Origin of the sequence: Microbacterium sp. Bi121 (assembly GCF_918698005.1) — a bacterium.
In the GTDB taxonomy this organism is placed as follows: domain Bacteria; phylum Actinomycetota; class Actinomycetes; order Actinomycetales; family Microbacteriaceae; genus Microbacterium.
In genome coordinates, this window is the sequence record NZ_CAKKLJ010000001.1 from 477804 (window position 1) to 491564 (window position 13761).

Annotated in this window: 14 protein-coding genes; 3 read left to right on the forward strand and 11 right to left on the reverse strand. The window is 68.1% G+C overall.

Going from position 1 to position 13761, the window contains the following annotated elements:
- Window positions 1–14 precede the first annotated feature (14 nt).
- The 4 genes from panB to LQZ87_RS02310 are packed head-to-tail and all read right to left on the reverse strand — an operon-like array spanning window position 15 to window position 2921.
- Entirely contained in the window at window positions 15–911 is an 897-nt protein-coding gene (gene panB / locus LQZ87_RS02295; protein WP_230101819.1) for a 3-methyl-2-oxobutanoate hydroxymethyltransferase, read from the reverse strand.
- The gene (gene panD, locus LQZ87_RS02300) at window positions 908–1300 is read right to left on the reverse strand and encodes an aspartate 1-decarboxylase (RefSeq protein ID WP_230101820.1); all 393 of its coding nucleotides are present in this window, start codon (window positions 1298–1300) and stop codon (window positions 908–910) included. The genes panB and panD overlap by 4 nt, the downstream gene beginning before the upstream one ends.
- Window positions 1300–2151 carry a pantoate--beta-alanine ligase gene (gene panC, locus LQZ87_RS02305; protein ID WP_230101821.1) on the reverse strand — a complete coding sequence of 284 codons (852 nt, stop codon included), beginning with the start codon at window positions 2149–2151 and terminating at the stop codon, window positions 1300–1302. Before panC ends, panD begins: the two co-directional genes overlap by 1 nt.
- Entirely contained in the window at window positions 2148–2921 is a 774-nt protein-coding gene (locus tag LQZ87_RS02310) for a Rossmann-like and DUF2520 domain-containing protein (protein WP_230101822.1), read from the reverse strand. The genes panC and LQZ87_RS02310 overlap by 4 nt, the downstream gene beginning before the upstream one ends.
- Before the next feature lie 175 nt (window positions 2922–3096).
- Here LQZ87_RS02310 and LQZ87_RS02315 point away from each other — a divergent pair, with 175 nt between their 5' ends.
- Window positions 3097–3762, forward strand: a complete 666-nt coding sequence (locus LQZ87_RS02315) for a hypothetical protein (RefSeq protein WP_230101823.1) — start codon at window positions 3097–3099, stop codon at window positions 3760–3762.
- On the opposite strand, the gene LQZ87_RS02320 is transcribed toward LQZ87_RS02315, so the two are convergent.
- Window positions 3759–4967, reverse strand: a complete 1209-nt coding sequence (locus LQZ87_RS02320; RefSeq protein WP_230101824.1) for an MFS transporter — start codon at window positions 4965–4967, stop codon at window positions 3759–3761. The two genes, LQZ87_RS02315 and LQZ87_RS02320, sit on opposite strands and share 4 nt — an antisense overlap.
- 29 nt (window positions 4968–4996) lie before the next feature.
- The gene (locus LQZ87_RS02325) at window positions 4997–9772 is read right to left on the reverse strand and encodes an NAD-glutamate dehydrogenase (RefSeq protein ID WP_230101825.1); all 4776 of its coding nucleotides are present in this window, start codon (window positions 9770–9772) and stop codon (window positions 4997–4999) included.
- A gap of 216 nt (window positions 9773–9988) precedes the next feature.
- On the opposite strand from LQZ87_RS02325, the gene LQZ87_RS02330 reads away from it, so the two are divergent.
- Complete coding sequence (locus LQZ87_RS02330; RefSeq protein ID WP_230101826.1) at window positions 9989–10474, forward strand: DUF2975 domain-containing protein; 486 nt, start codon at window positions 9989–9991, stop codon at window positions 10472–10474.
- The gene (locus tag LQZ87_RS02335) at window positions 10474–10689 is read left to right on the forward strand and encodes a helix-turn-helix transcriptional regulator (RefSeq protein ID WP_230101827.1); all 216 of its coding nucleotides are present in this window, start codon (window positions 10474–10476) and stop codon (window positions 10687–10689) included. Before LQZ87_RS02330 ends, LQZ87_RS02335 begins: the two co-directional genes overlap by 1 nt.
- 26 nt (window positions 10690–10715) lie before the next feature.
- On the opposite strand, the gene LQZ87_RS02340 is transcribed toward LQZ87_RS02335, so the two are convergent.
- From LQZ87_RS02340 to LQZ87_RS02360, 5 genes are all read right to left on the reverse strand, one after another.
- Complete coding sequence (locus LQZ87_RS02340) at window positions 10716–11000, reverse strand: transcriptional regulator (protein ID WP_230101933.1); 285 nt, start codon at window positions 10998–11000, stop codon at window positions 10716–10718.
- A gap of 78 nt (window positions 11001–11078) precedes the next feature.
- Window positions 11079–11363 (reverse strand): HigA family addiction module antitoxin, encoded by a 285-nt coding sequence (locus LQZ87_RS02345; RefSeq protein WP_230101828.1) that lies wholly within the window; start codon window positions 11361–11363, stop codon window positions 11079–11081.
- 11 nt (window positions 11364–11374) lie between these two features.
- Entirely contained in the window at window positions 11375–11653 is a 279-nt protein-coding gene (locus LQZ87_RS02350) for a type II toxin-antitoxin system RelE/ParE family toxin (protein WP_230101829.1), read from the reverse strand.
- Window positions 11654–11811: 158 nt separating this feature from the next.
- Entirely contained in the window at window positions 11812–12651 is an 840-nt protein-coding gene (locus LQZ87_RS02355; RefSeq protein ID WP_230101830.1) for a hypothetical protein, read from the reverse strand.
- A 24-nt stretch (window positions 12652–12675) separates the two neighbouring features.
- Window positions 12676–13689, reverse strand: coding sequence for a LacI family DNA-binding transcriptional regulator (locus LQZ87_RS02360; protein WP_230101831.1), 1014 nt, complete (start codon window positions 13687–13689; stop codon window positions 12676–12678).
- Between the last annotated feature and the right edge of the window lie 72 nt (window positions 13690–13761).

Sequence of the window (13761 nt, forward strand, 5' to 3'; positions counted from 1 at the left end):
CCAGCGCAGTCAGCTCACCCGACGCTGCGAGCGCCCCCTGCACGCCCCGCGAACAGCGCCGCAAGCCTCTCGGCCTCCTCGGCCGGCATCCCGTACGTGTGCTCGGCCGCGGGGTAGACCCGCGAGCGCACCTCGCTTGCGTACGAAGAGACACCAGCAACCATCGCCCCGCGCACCTCCGCGTACCGCTTGACGAAGCGCGCCGCTCCGCCGTCGTAGATCCCGAGCAGATCGTGGAAGACGAGCACCTGGCCATCGGCATCCGCCCCTGCCCCGATCCCGATCACCGGGATGCCCATTTGCGCCATGAGCACGGAGGTGACCGCAGAAGGCACTGCCTCGACGACGAGCAGCGAGCATCCGGCATCCTGCAGGGCGAGCGCGTCCTCGATCACCCGAGAAGCGGAGTCGGCCGTCCGCCCCTGCGCGCGGTACCCGCCGAGCGACGACGCGGTCTGCGGCGTGAGGCCGACATGACCCACGACAGGGATGCCGGCAGCGACGAGCGCACGCGCCCGATCGACCGTCGTGCCACCGCGCTCGATCTTGACCGCGTCGGCGCCGGTCTCCTTGATGAAGCGCTGGGCGGTCGCGATCGCGAGCTCGTCCGACGCCTCGTACGATCCGAACGGCAAGTCGGCGACCAGCAACGGCGTCTGCAGACCCCGCCGCACCGCGGCCGTGAGCATGATCATCTCGTCGACCGTCACCGGCACCGTGGAGTCGTAGCCGAGCACGGTCATCGCTGCGGAGTCTCCGACGAGCACGATGTCGACGCCTGCGGCATCCACGATCTGTGCGCCCGGATAGTCGTACGCCGTGACCATCACGATCTTCTCGCCGGCGGCCTTCTTCGCCGCGAGCGCACCGAGGGTGACGCGCGCGCGGCCGGCCACCGGGTGGATGCTCACGCCGACGCCCCGGTGAGCAGCTGGTCCACCGCGTCATCGACCTGGATGATGCCGTTGCCGCGGTCCACATGCACGACGATCGGCTCGTACTCCTCGAGCTCGGAACGCGAGTACGAAGCGTACGAGACGACGATGATCGTGTCGCCGGAGTGCACGAGTCGGGCGGCGGCGCCGTTGACCTGCATGACGCCGGAGCCGCGCTCTCCTGCGATCGTGTAGGTCTCGAAGCGCGCGCCGTTGTCGACGTCGAGCACGTGGACCTGCTCGTTCTCGAGGATGTCGGCGGCATCGAGCAGGTCGGCATCGATCGTGATCGAACCGACGTAGTTGAGGTCGCTTCCGGTGATGGTAGCGCGGTGGATCTTCGACTTCAGCATGGTGCGTTGCATCAGCGGTCGCCTTTCAGGATGTGGTTGTCGATCAATCGAGCGGCGCCGACGCGTGCGGCGACGGCGAGGAGTGCGTCCGAGTCGACGCGGGTGACGGTGTTCAGGGTGAGAGCGTCGCGGAGCTCGAGATACTCCGGCGTGATACCGGCGTCGGCGAGGACGCGGCGGGCGGCATCCAGGATCCGTTCGCCGTCGCGCTCGCCCGATTCCCGCACGGCGGAGGCCGCGTCGAGCGCACGGGAAAGCGCCGTCGCCTGCTCGCGCGCCTCGGGCGAGAGGTAGACGTTGCGCGAGCTCATCGCGAGTCCATCGGTCTCGCGGACGATCGGGCACGCCTCGATACGGACGTCGAGATCGAGGTCGCTGACGACGCGCCGCACGACCAGGATCTGCTGGGCATCCTTCTGTCCGAAGAACGCGACATCGGGGCGGACGATGCCGAACAGCTTCGTGACGACGGTCGCGACGCCGTCGAAGTGGAATGCGCCGCGCGAGGCGCCGTCGAGCACGTCGGTGATTCCCGAGACATGGATGCTGGTGGCGAACTCGTCCGGATACACCTCGGCAGCTGACGGGGCGAAGAGGACGTCGACGCCCTCGTTCTCGGCGAGCGCCGCGTCGCGCGCCTCGTCACGCGGGTAGGAGCTGAGGTCTTCGTTCTGGCCGAACTGGGTCGGGTTGACGAAGAGCGAGACGACGACGAGATCGTTCTGCTCTCGCGCGCGGCGCATGAGCGAGAGGTGACCTTCGTGGAAGGCGCCCATGGTGGGGACGAGGCCGACGCTCCGACCGGCACGACGCGCCTCACGCACCGCGGCACGCATCGCGTCGATCGTGCGGATGATCCTCATGCTGCGTCTTCCTGCGGTCGGTGGGCGAGCCCGCGGGTGCTCGCGCACAGCTGATCGAACAGCGCCAGAAGGTCGAGGCCGGCGTCCGCCACCGCCGCGCGCTGGCGTGCGACCGTGCCTTCGTCGCCGCGTGCGATCGGGCCGGTGAGGGATGCCTCGGCACCGGCATCCGCCCAGTTCTCGACCGTGCGGCGCACGAGCGGTGCGAGCAGAGCGCGCGTGTCGGCCGACGGAAGGCCGGCGGCCACGGCGAGCTGCTCGGCGGCATCCAGCACTGCGAGCACCAGATTCGACGCCGTGGATGCCGCGGCGTGATAGCCGGCGCGCTGCGCATCGCCCACGCGGAAGGCGCGCGCTCCGAGCACCTCGGCGAGTCCGGTCGCGACGGCGAGCGCCTCATCGGTGTGCGCATCGACGGCGCAGCCGATGCCGCGGAAGACGTCCGGCTTCTCATCTCCCGTGAACGTCTGCAGCGGGTGCTGGCTGAAGTCGACAGCATCCAGACCCGTGGCGCCCGAGACGTGACCGACGAACCGCGCGCGATCCCTCACGGCGTCAGCGGCGACGGCGATGGCGGCGTCAGGAACGCAGAGCAGCGCGATGTCGACGGCGGGCACGGTACCCGAGGCAGCAGTGCCGTCTCGACCGAAAGGTCCCAGTACGTCGAGCCCGGCCGCGCGGAGGGCACGCGCGAGCACGCCGCCGAGGCGGCCGGAGCCGATGACGGCGACGCTCGCGCGTGCAGGGTTCAGGGTGTCTGTCTGATTCATAGTGGGCCAGAAGAGCTTTCGGTGGCGCTCTGGTTTCGCCATGAGTATCGACCCGCGCGGCCCTGCTCGCAAAACCGAGCAGCATTATGTGAAGTTTGAGATAACGATTGATTGTTGTTATGCAACTCAATCTGCACTTAACCTTGCCATACTGCATTTCGTTCAGAATGGACTCATGACTGCCATCGTCGACAGCCTGCCCGCAGACGCCACCCACCGCGACGCCGAGCGTGCGTTCCGCGACGCCGACTGGACACCGTGCGGGGAGGGCGACTGGGCGATCGCGTTGCGCTCCCCCGACGGAGCGGCCGCCGTGCGGATCAGTCCGTTCGATCCGGTCGGTCCGTACACCGCCGCCCTGTATCGCGAGGCGGCGCACACCCGTCAGGTTCCACAGCTGTTCGCGCATCGCCGACTCGCCGGCGGCGGCGATCTGCAGGTGATGGAGTGGCTCAGCGACGTCGACGAGCAGGATGCCGTGGCGTTCCACACCGCGATCGCCGATCGTGAACCGCACGTCGCCGAGCTCGTCGACATCGTGCGCCGCATCCACGCCGACGCCGTCCGCGAGCTTCCCTGGTGCGGTCCGCTCGACCAGAATCCGTCGAACATCATGCGCGGCAGCGACGGCCGCCTCGTCGCCTGCGATCTCTACTTCGCGGATGGACCCGACCTGTACGCGACGGCGGGGTCCGACCCGGCCGGCTTCGCCGAGCGGATGCCGGAACCTGAGCGCCGCTACATGACTGAGATCCCGCTCGCGTGCTCGGGCCCGTGGGACGCTGCATCGCGCGAGGCGATGCGGCGAGGGCTCGCCGATGCGGATGCCGCGAGGAGCTAGAGCCCGCGCTTCGCCCGCCCCTGCAGCGACCACGCGAACAGCACCGCGACCACCCCGGCGATCGGCACGACGAGCAGACCGGTCCGCAGTCCGGCGTTGTCGGCCACGAGACCGACCAGCGGCGGCGAGAACAGGAACCCGAGTCGCAGCAGCCACGACACGATCGTGAGGCCGGCGCCGTGCTTGAGCCCGGGCAACTCGTCGGCCACGTGCATGGCGGCCGGGATGAGCGTCGCGACACCGTACCCCGCGGCGGCGAAGCCGATGATCGTGCCGGGGATCGACGGGAACGCGAGCGCGAGGCCCATGCCGACCGCGGTGATGAGCCCACCGCTGAGCGCGACGGCGCGCTGCCCGAACCGGTCGGTGAGGCCGTCGCCGACGATGCGCCCGATGAACTGTGCGCCGACGAGGGCGATGTATCCGGTGGCGGCGAGGGCCGCCGGAGCCTCGAGCGTCGTGGCCAGGTACAGGGTCGCCCACGACATCCCGGCATCCTCGACGAGGGCTCCGGCGATCGAGATCAGCACGAGAGCTGTGAGGACGATGAAGACCTTCGCGGTGATGCGCTGCAGCGCGCCGCCGATCTCTTCGCCTCCGGCGACCGCATCTTCATCGGTCTCGCGGTGGCGGCCGGGCAGGCACAGCCGCAGGGCGATGAGCGAGACGATGCCGAATGCCACGGCCGAGATGATCAGGTGGATGCCGAGGGGCACGGCGACCGCGATCGCGACAGCCGCCATCGAACCGCCGAGCACGGCGCCGATCGACCAGATCGCGTGGCACGAGTTGATGATCGAGCGACCGTAGCCGCGTTGCACGCGCAGGGCGTGGGCGTTCTGGGCGACGTCGGTGATGGCATCCGCGGCTCCCCCGAGGAACAGGCCGAGCGCGAAGAAGAGGACGGACGGCGCGAAGCCGGCCGCGAGGATGCCGAGGCTCGTGATGATGGTTCCGGCGACCGCGACTCTCGCCGATCCGAACCGGCGGATGAACATCGCGGCGGCGAGACCTGCGACGATCGCCCCGGCGGGGAAGGCCGCGATCGCGAGGCCGTAGGTGGCGGCATCCAGACCGAGCTCGGCCTTGATCTCGGGGTAGCGCGGCAGGATGTTGGCGAACAGCGCACCGTTGGTGAGGAAGAGCAGCGCGACGCCGACGCGGGCGCGGCGGAGGGCAGGGTCGAGCGTGGCCGAAGACGTCATATGGACAAGCGTATGCAGTCGCGCCGGCGTCATCTGACGAGGGAGCGCAGTCGCCGCACCGCGACCGAGAGCGTGGCCAACCCTGACCCGTCCTGCGCCTGTGCGGCAGCGATCGCCTCGTCCACGGCGCGCCGCATGGACGAGCCGCCCGCTTCCAGCCAGGCCTCGATACGCGCATCCGGCTCGCCGGGAGAGGTCTGCTGCGCGACCGTCGCGGTCAGCTCGATCATCACCGCGTACAGGTCGTCGCGCATGCTCGCCCTGGCCATCGATCCCCAGCGGTCGTCCTGCGGCAGGGCGCTGATCTTCGTCAGCGTCTGCTCGAACGACATCCGCGCCGACATCGCGAAGTACAGCGCCGCCAGCTCCTCCAGATCCCAGCCCCTTGTGCGCGAGAACTCGGCGATGTCGAGCAGCGAGAGCACGTCGAGCAGCCCGGCCCCGCGCCTGGCGAGATCCTCCGGCACGCCGGCGTCCTGGAGCTCCTGCGTCCGCGACCCGAAGCGCTCCAGATCCACTCCCTGCTGCCACCGGTCGACGTTCGCCGACAGATGCGTCACCGGACCCTGGAACAGCTCGATCTCCGCGCCGATGTCCACGCCGTCCGGACGGTGCTGCACGAACCAGCGGGTGGCGCGATCCAGCAGTCGGCGGAAGGTGAGATAGAGGTCGGTCTGAACATCCGTCGAGACGATGTTGTCGGTCGCCTCGACGGCGACGACGAAGCCGTGCAGATCGAAGATCTCGCGCGCGGCCACGTAGGCGCGCGCGATCTCCTCGCTGGATGCTCCCGTCTCGTCCGCCGCCCGATAGCCGAAGGTGATCCCACCGCGGTTCACCATCGAGTTCACCACCGAGTTGACGATGATCTCGGTGCGCAGCGGGTGGGCATCCAGATCGCCGGCGTACGCCTCTCTGATCGGCGCGGGGAAGTACTCGGCCAGCGTTCGAGTGAACCAGGGGTCATCCGCCAGATCGGTCGCGGCGAGATCGCCCTTGAGGGCGAGTTTCGCATAGGCGACCAGCACCGAGAACTCCGGCCTGGTCAGCCCCTGCTGCTGGGCGATCCGGTCGGCCACTTCGGCGCGGCCGGGCAGGAATTCCAGGTCGCGATCGAGTTCGTCGCGCTCCTCGAGCCACTCCATCAGCCGCTCATGGACGGGGAGCATGACGCCGGCGTTGGCCCGGGAGTTGCCCAGCAGCACGTTCTGCTCGTAGTTGTCCCGCAGCACCTGCACTGCGACTTCGTCGGTCATCGACTGCAGCAGCTCGTTGCGCGCCTCGCGGTCGAGACGGCTCTCGCGCTCCAGGATGCCGAGCAGGATCTTGATGTTGACCTCCCGGTCGGAGGTGCCGACGCCGGCAGAGTTGTCGATGGCGTCGGTGTTGATCCGGATGCCGGCAGACGCAGCCTCGATGCGGCCGCGCTGGGTGGCGCCGAGGTTGCCGCCCTCTCCGACCACCCGAAGTCGCAGCTGCCCGCCGTCGACGCGGACGGCGTCGTTGCCGCGGTCGCCCACGTCGGCGTCGCTCTCGTCGCTCGCCTTGATGTACGTGCCGATGGCGCCGTTCCAGAGCAGATCGACCGGCGCGAGCAGCACGGACTTCTTCAGCTCCATCGGCGTCATCTTCTTCACCGCGTGGTCGAGACCGAGAGCCTCGGCCATCTCGGGCGTGACGGTGATCGACTTCATCGAGAGCGGATACACCCCGCCGCCGGCGGAGATCACGCTGCGGTCGAAGTCGTCCCACGACGACCCCGGCAGTGCGAACAGGCGTTCCCGCTCGGCGAAGGTCGCCTCCGCATCCGGGGTCGGGTCGACGAAGACATGGCGGTGATCGAAGGCTGCGACCAGCCGGATGTGCCGGGATCGCAGCATTCCGTTGCCGAACACGTCTCCCGACATGTCGCCGATGCCGACGACGGTGAAGTCCTCGGACTGAGTGTCGAGGCCGAGTTCGCGGAAGTGCCGCTTCACCGACTCCCAGGCGCCGCGGGCTGTGATGCCCATCGCCTTGTGGTCGTAGCCTGCCGACCCGCCCGACGCGAAGGCGTCGGCGAGCCAGAACCCGTACTCCTCGGAGATCCCGTTGGCGATGTCGGAGAACGAGGCCGTGCCCTTGTCGGCGGCGACCACCAGGTAGGGGTCTTCTCCGTCGTGGCGCACGACGTCGGCCGGCGGCATGATCTCGGAGCCGACCCGGTTGTCGGTGATGTCGAGCAGCCCGCGGATGAACGTTCTGTACGCGGCCTTCCCCGCTTCGAGCCACGCGCCGCGGTCGCTCGGGGCGGGCAGCCGCTTGGCGAAGAATCCGCCCTTGGACCCGGTCGGGACGATCACAGCGTTCTTCACCATCTGCGCCTTGACCAGGCCGAGCACCTCGGTGCGGAAGTCCTCCCGCCGATCGCTCCAGCGCAAGCCGCCGCGAGCCACCTTTCCGAACCGCAGATGCACTCCTTCGACCTCGGGCGAGTACACCCAGATCTCGGCCATCGGATGCGGTTTGGGCAGCCCTGGCACGTTTGCGCAGTCGAGCTTCATCGACACCCACGGCTTCGGCGAGCCGTCCTCAGCCGGCTGGTAGTAGTTCGTCCGCCACGTCGCCCTGATCACTCCGACGAAGGAGCGCAGGATGCGATCGTCGTCGAGGCTCGCCACCTGGTCCAGCGCGAGCAGCAGATCGGCCTCGGCCGCTTCCACCTGCGCGGCGCGGTCGCCGGTGATCGACGGGTCGAATCGCAGCTCGAACAGGCGCACCAGGTCACGGGCGAGCTCGGGGTTCGACGCCAGCGCGTTCTCGATGTACTCCACCGAGAACGCCGACCCGATCTGACGCAGATACATCGCGATGGCGCGGAGGATCACGATGCGGCGCCAGTCCAGGTCGCCGTGAAGCACGAGGGTGTTCAGACGGTCGCTCTCGGCCGCGCCCGTCCAGCAGGCCGTGAACGCATCCTCGAACACGCTGCCCCACGAGGCGTCCATCCATCGCTCGACGCCCTCGGCGGTGAGGCCGAAGTCGGAGATGTAGCGCTTCTCGCCGCCATCGAGGGTGATCTCGTATGGACGCTCGTCGACCACGTCGACGCCGAGATCGGTGAGCACCGGAAGCACGCGCGTGAGCGGATACTCCTGACGCGAGACCAGTGTGAAGACGCGTTTGCCTGGGACGTCGCGCTCTGGCACGTTCAGTCGCACGGCGAGCTCGCGCTCGCCCAGGCTCTCCAGCAGGGGGATGTCGTCGACCGCCTCCTCGGGGGTGACCGTCTCCTTGTACACCGCGGGGAAGGCCTCGCCGTAGTCAGCCAGGAGTCTCGCGGCCTCGTCATCGCCGTGGGCGTGGTGCAGTGCGTCGACGAGGCCTTCATCCCATCCGCGGACGGCATCGGCCAGTGGGCGCTGCAGTTCGCGCTCGTCGATGTCGGGAAGGGATGCTCCGCGCGGCACGCGCACGACGAAGTGCAGCTGGGCGAGCGGGGAGTCGGTGACCCGGGTGGCGTGGTCGACGTGCTCGGCCTCGAACAACTGCCGCAGCAGCGCCTCGATGCGCAGCCGCACCGGGGTGTTGTAGCGGTCCTTCGGCAGATAGACCAGGGCCGAGACGAATCGGCCGAACTCATCGCTCCGCAGGAACATGCGGGAGCGCCGGCGTCCGTTCAGACGGCTCACCTCGGAAGCGACCTCGAGCAGGTGGTCGACCGAGTCCTGGAACAGCTCGTCCCGCGGATACTGCTCGAGGATCTGCAGCAGATCCTTACCGGTGTGCGAGAGCGGTGTGAACCCGGATGCCTCCAGCACGGCGCGCACCTTGGCTGCGGCGATCGGAAGCGTCGTCACCGACGCGGCGTAGGCGGCAGAGGTGAACATGCCGAGGAACCGGCGCTCGCCGATGACCTCGCCGGCCTCGTCGAACATCCGCGCGCCGATGTAGTCGAGGTAGACGTCGCGATGCACGGTGGCGCGCGAGTTGGCCTTCGTGATCGTGAGCAACCGCGGCTCGCGGGCCGTGCGCTGCGCCTCAGGGCGCAGGTGTGCCACCGCAGTGGTGGGCTTGCGCAGGATGCCCAGCCCGGTGTGCTCTATCGGGACGAGCACGTCCTCGCCGTGCTCATTCGATACCAGGGAGTACTCGCGGTAGCCGAGGAAGGTGAAGTTGTCGTCGACGAGCCAGCTGAGGAAGTCGACGGTCGGTCCCACGCTGGCCGGGTCGGCGGTGACCGGCGGCTGGGTGCGCAGGTCGGTGACCAGGTCGAGGCAGGCGCGGCGCATGGCCGGCCAGTCGTCGACCGCGGCGTGCACGTCGCCGAGCACCGAGAGCAGCCGCTCCGTGAGCGCCGCGCGCCCCGCCTCGGTGGGCACGCGGTCGACCTCGAGGTGGATCCACGACTCGAGCTCGCCGCCGTGCGCGTCGGTCTCGAGCAGCTCGCCGTCGTCGCCCCGACGCACCGACACCATCGGGTGAAGCAGAAGATGCACGGCCAGGCCCTGTCGCGCGACCGCCGCGGTGACCGAGTCGACCAGGAACGGGGCGTCGTCGGTGCAGATGTCGACGATGGTGCGGCGCGAGGTCCAGCCGTGCTCGCTGAGTGTCGGTGTGAAGACCGACACGCTGATCTCGCCGCGGCGGCGCTGGGCAGCAAGGGCGCGCATCGAGAGCGCAGCGCCCACGACGTCCCGCGGCTCGCGCTCCTCGAGATCGACGGCGTCGAGCCGGCTGATCAGGCTCTCGACGCCGGACCCGACGTCGGGGTCGAGAGCCGCGATCGCCTCTCGCAGCTCAGCGGATCCGATTGCGTTCGCCATGAGTCCGATCGTCCCTTCGGCGGTACCTCGAGGTCGTCTTCGACCTCTCCTCGAGCCTACTTCTTCGAAGCCGTCAGAGGGCTGCTGCGCTGGTGGGGTGTGGATCCGGAAGGGTTCCACGGGCGGATCGACGTCGCGAGACGCTCGATCGACGGACTTCCGATATCGAACGATTAACGATAGATTCTCTCTGTCGGTCGATGAGAGGATGCAACCATGGGACGAACCACGATCGTGATCCTGCGCGTGGTGATCGCGCTGGCACTGGCCGGCTCGCTGGTCGTGCAGACCGTGATCGTGCCGCTGATGTGGATCGATCTCGTGGGCGCGCCAACGTGGTTCCGCGTCGGCTTCGTGACCATCGTCGTCCTGGGCGTGCTGACGATGCAGGTGTTCGCCTTATGCGTGTGGATGCTGCTGACGAAGGTGCGACGAGGGTCGATCTTCCAGAGGTCGTCGTTCCGCTACGTCGACGTCATCATCGGCGCGTTCGGCGCGGCCGCGGTGCTGGCACTGGCGATGGCGCTCGTGTTGAAACCCACCGAGATCGCACCGGGCCTCGTCGCGCTCGTCGGCGGCGCCGCACTGGTGCTCGGCGGCATGGCGCTTCTGATGGTCGTCATGAAGGCGCTGCTGCGCCAGGCGATCGACCGCGAGCACGAGGCCCAGACGCTGCGCACCGAGCTCGGCGAGGTGATCTGATGCCCGTCATCGTCGACATCGACGTGATGCTCGCGCGCCGCAAGATGGCCGTCGGCGAACTCGCCGAACGCATCGGCATCACCCCCACGAACCTCGCCGTGCTCAAGAACGGGCGCGCGAAGGCCGTACGGTTCACGACGCTGGACGCCCTGTGCGAGGCACTCGAGTGCCAGCCGGGTGATCTGTTGCGGTGGGAGCCGGTCGCGGACGAGTAGGTCCGACACGAGCGGAAGCGACTCGCCTAACCCCGCAGTACCGAGTCCAGAAGCCCGGGGAACAGGGCATCGAGATCCTCCCGCCGCAGCGTCAGCGTGCGCTGGCGACCGTTGGGCTCGTTGCGGATGACGCCGGCCTCGCGCAGCACTTTCATGAAGTGCGACTTGGTCGACTTCGGCAGATTCGGGTCGGTGGCGTGGCACGCGGCCATGTCGAGCGGCCCGTCGACGAGCTGACGCGCGATCGCGAGACGATCGGGGTCGCTGAGGGCGAAGAGCACATCCGTGAGCTGGATGCTCGCTCCTCGCATCCCCGCGACCGAGCGCGCCGACACGTTCGCCGCGATCTTCCTGCTCGCCTACCTCGCGTTCGGTGAGCGAGCGCGCCCCTACCCGGCAGTGGAGAGCGGGCGCACAGTGTGCTCGTTCTCTGCCAGCTCGCGGGCGAGATCATAATTCGTCTGCATCGAAAGCCAAGAACGTGCAGTGCCGACTCCCGCGTACTCAAGCCGCACCGCAAGGTTCGCGCTGATGGCCGCGTGCTGGTTCAGCACCCGGCTGAGCGCAACCCTCGACATGCCGAGTCGTACCGCAGCCTCAGCAACCGTGAGGCCCAGCTCTGCGATGACGTCCTCGCGAAGAATGCTGCCAGGATGCGGCGGGTTCTTCATCATGAGCTTCTCCTTCAGTGATAATCCCGGTAATCGACGAGTTCGACATCTTGACCAGTGAAACGGAACGTGACTCGCCAGTTCCCGTTCACCCAGATCGACCAGTGCTCAGCAAGCGCTCCCTTGAGCGGATGCAACCTAAACGACGGGATCGTCAGATCAGACGGGTCCAGTGCAACGTCCAAGGCCGCGAGTATTCGCGACAGCTTGGCGGCGTGCGCGGGCTGGATGCCACGTTTCGAATCTTCTCGATAGAGCATCTCCAACCCCTTGTGTCGGAAACTGACGATCATCGATTAAGTGTATCGGGTATCGCCTCACGATACACTCTTTGATTGGAGACTTCAAAGACCCAGACGCGGCCCGTGCTGTCCGCCGACCGGGTCGCGGTGCTCAAGAACGGCAAGCTCGTCGAGTGCGCGGATGCCGGGAGCGTTCTCGGGTAGCGGTCTCAGCCCTCGAGAAGCATCCGTATCTCGGCGATCGACCGCCCGAACACGAGGCCTGCGACGTCGGCTGCGTGCTCGGAGTCGACCTGAACGACGGTCGCTCCGCGCGACATCCATCGCCCGCCGGTCTGCGTGAATTCGAGCCCGGGCAGGCGGTCGGCGGCGGGAAGGCTCGGCAGACCGGATGCAGCGCGTACTGAGGCGCCGAGCATCCCAACCAGCCAGGCTTCGCCCAGGACGTGAGGCCGGATGGAAGCGATGGGTCCTCCGCCGCCGCGGAACACTTGGAGCATCGTGTCGGCGCGACGCACCGCCCATGTCTCGCCTGCGTGGGTGAAGTCGCAGGCGACGTCAGCGTGCAGGGTGACGTCGGCCCCGTAATGGCGGATCGCCTCGATGCACTCGGCGCTCAGCAAGCGGGCATCGATCTCGCGCTCACGACGGCGCAGTTCGGCGCGGTGCTTCTCGCGTGCGATCGGTGCGTATTCCGCTTCGAGTTCTCGCCGGTCGGCGGTGGCACCGGTGGACAGCCGATCGAACAGCCACGCCGGGTCGATCTGAACGAAGTAGCGGAAGTGGATGTCGACCGGGCCGCGGGTGAGTTCGCGGTCTGGCACGAGCATTCGGACGCCGTGGTCGACGGACCAGACAGCGGTGACCTCGCGGTCGACGACGGCGACCCACGACCAGCCCGGGGACCGGATCTCGGGAGAAGATCGCTCGAGGGCTGCGCTGAGCAGCGTGCCGCGGGGGACGGACATGACGCCGGCGTGGGACTGGACGTCATCGCCCATCGCGACGCTGTCGCGGTCGACGCGGAGCTCGATGGATCGCCAGGGCACGGGGATGAGCCTAGTTCGCGGTGTTCAGCTGCCGCCTGTGCTCTCTCGCACCACGAGCTTGTGCGGTGCGACGATCTCGGTCGCGGGCGACTCGCGGTCGTCGATCCGCTCGATGATCCGGCGAACCGACTCGCGCGCGATGAACGGCGTGTCCAGGGAGATCGTGCTGAGCGACGGGCGAGCGAATCGTCCTTCCTCGACATCATCGATCCCGATCACTGCCACATCCTCTGGCACGCTGAGCCCCGCATCGAAGACAGCGCGCATCGCGCCGATCGCCAGCAGGTCGGAGAAGCAGAAGATCGCGTCGGGGCGGGGGTCGAGCTCGAGCAGCGCGCGCGCCGCCTCGTAGCCCTCGGTGCGAGAGTAATGCGCAGCCGTCGTGACGTAGTCCGGGCGAACCGGCATGCCCGCGTCGGTCAGTGCCGACTCGTAGCCAGCGGAGCGCTGCAGTGGTGTGGCGTACTCTTCCAGCGGCTGCGATCCGATGGCGGCGATCCTCGTGCGCCCGGTGGCGACGAGGTGGTTCACGGCGTCCCGAGCGGCGGCGACGTTGTCTATCGCGACATGGTCGTAGCGGCCGTCGAAGTCATGTTCGCCGAGCAGGATCAACGGCATCCGTGAGGCGCCGTGCATGTCGAGGAGCTCGGACTTGGTGACCAGCGGGCTGAACAGCAGACCGTCGAAGAGCATCGTCCGGTCTTCACCGGTGAGCAGCTGCCGCTCGCGCTCATGATCGTGGCCGGTCTGGTCGATCATCACTCGATAGCCGACTTCAGCCGCAGCATGGATCACATCCCGAGCGAGTTCGCTGAAGTAGGGCACGTCGATCTCGGGGACGACGAGGGCGAGCATGCCGGTACGACCGGTCCGGAGCGTGCGGGCCACGGGGTTCGGGCGGTAGTCCAGCTCCTCGATCGCGGCCTGGACCTTCGCGCGCATGCGTTCGCTGACGTGCGTGTAGCCGCTCACCACGTTCGACACCGTGCGCATCGACACCTGCGCCCTCTCGGCGACGTCGCGAAGTGTGGCTGGCATGTCGTCATCATATCGTTTGCAACGTATGCAAACGTCCGCTACAGTTTGCATACGTTGGCAAACACGAACTGC